The organism is Oscillibacter sp. CU971 (genome assembly GCF_905219725.1).
GTDB lineage: Bacteria > Bacillota > Clostridia > Oscillospirales > Oscillospiraceae > Oscillibacter.
In genome coordinates, this window is sequence record NZ_CAJMXG010000435.1 from 1 (window position 1) to 1,725 (window position 1,725).

3 protein-coding genes are annotated in these 1,725 nt (G+C 57.4%); all 3 read left to right on the top strand.

The genetic code is table 11. From position 1 onward, the window contains the following. Window positions 1–209: 209 nt before the first annotated feature. The 3 genes from JX325_RS18800 to JX325_RS18805 all read left to right on the top strand — a co-directional run bounded on the left by JX325_RS18800 (window position 210) and on the right by JX325_RS18805 (window position 1,651). A complete protein-coding gene (locus JX325_RS18800) occupies window positions 210–893 on the top strand; it encodes a 4Fe-4S binding protein (protein WP_204792084.1) in 684 nt (227 codons plus the stop codon). A 168-nt stretch (window positions 894–1,061) separates the two neighbouring features. Then, complete coding sequence (locus JX325_RS16295; protein WP_374220657.1) at window positions 1,062–1,373, top strand: DUF255 domain-containing protein; 312 nt, start codon at window positions 1,062–1,064, stop codon at window positions 1,371–1,373. After that, entirely contained in the window at window positions 1,277–1,651 is a 375-nt protein-coding gene (locus JX325_RS18805; RefSeq protein ID WP_374220658.1) for a DUF255 domain-containing protein, read from the top strand. Before JX325_RS16295 ends, JX325_RS18805 begins: the two co-directional genes overlap by 97 nt. Window positions 1,652–1,725 lie beyond the last annotated feature (74 nt).

Here is a 1,725-nt window from a genome sequence, read left to right on the forward strand (position 1 = left end):
ATGGTCCTTTATTGGACGTTTCCTTTACCTTTGTCTGTTTGCCTGGCTTTTACCGGCTTTAATCAGTGCTTCCTTAACACCTGCGCCTGGATATGGAGCGTTCTGGCCGGAGGAATCTTCCTTGGAATCGGGGGTGTTCTGGGGCAGCTTGCCGTGATCTGGCAAAAGCAGTGATGCTCTGCCTGGAGTGCGTCGGAATTGGGTGACCTATGAGGAATAAATTTCGACTGCTCGTGCAGCTGCTGTTTACCATCGTGACCAACGGATATTTGTACGGGTTTTTGAACGGGAAGATTTACCGTGGCGGGCTGAAATACGCCTGTGTGCCGGGCTTGAACTGCTACTCCTGCCCCGGGACCGTAGCCTCCTGCCCCATTGGAGCCTTACAGGCCCTGCTGAACCAGCGAGGCTTTCAGGTACCCTTCGCCGCTTTTGGGTTTTTCTTCGCCTTCGGGAGTCTGCTGGGGTGCTTCGTCTGCGGCTGGCTGTGCCCCTTCGGGCTTACGCAGGATCTTCTGCGTAAGATCCCCCTGTTCAAAAAAAAGAAAGCATCTGCCCGGCCGCCGCGTCCTGAAATACGGAAAGTACACGGTGCTGATGCTGCTGGTGTGCATTGGTTCCATGTTCTTATTTGGAGGCTTTGCCAAGGTCCCGGCCTTCTGCAAGTATCTCTCCCTGCTGGGCGCCAACAAATCCTTGCGCAGCCAAGCCGACGGGCTGTTCCTCTGGAAGCTGGGCGTCCTGCTTGGAATCGTCCTGCTCTCCGCAAAGGTGTTCCGCCCCTTCCGCCAATGCCTGTGCCCCCTAGGGGCCATTTACGGCTGGTTCAACCGCTTCAGTCTCGTGCAGATTCGCTGGGAGCAGGAGCGGTGCGTCTCCTGCGGGGCCTGTGAGCGGGCCNGTCCGGTTGCTCTTTCCGTACAGGAGATTTCCCGTTCCCCGAAGTGCATCCGCTGCGGGAAGTGCGCGGACGCCTGCAGAAGTGCCTGCATTTCACAAGCCGTTCCAAGTATAAATACACAGAGTCACAGTCATCCTAGCTGCGAAAAGAATGTGATACTGTGCCGAACCATTTGCAGCACGAGACCAGCCCCTACCTTCTCCAGCACGCGGACAACCCCGTGGACTGGTATCCCTGGAGCGAGGAGGCGTTCCGCCGGGCCCGTGAGGAGGACAAGCCCGTCTTCCTCAGCATCGGCTNCAGCGCCTGTCACTGGTGCCACATTATGGCCCATGAGAGCTTCGAGGACCAGGAGACGACGGAACTGCTGAACCGTTGGTTTATCTCCGTCAAGGCGGGCCGGGAGGCACGGCCGGACGTGGACAGCGTCTATATGGCCGTCTGCCAGGCATTCACAGGCGGCGGAGGCTGACCCGCCAGCTTGTTTCTGCGCCGGAGAAGAGGCCGTTTTTTGCCGGGACCTATTTCCCCAAGAAGCGGAGAGGCGGCATGGTGAGCTTTGGGGAACTGCTGACGATAATTCATGAGAGATGGGAGCAGGGCCGCGCCTCTTTGCTGGGTCCGGCGGAGGCAACTGTGGTTTTGCGGGAACCGGACGGAGATTACCCGCTGAAAAATGGAAAGACGACTTTCTATGTCTGCCAGGGGCACAGCTGTCAGCCTCCGGCGAACGAACTGCCCAATTTGTAAGAAGCTGTACCAATAGAGGGANANGTANNNANATNAGTGAATGATACAGAAAAATGAGCGACGCAGCTATGCGA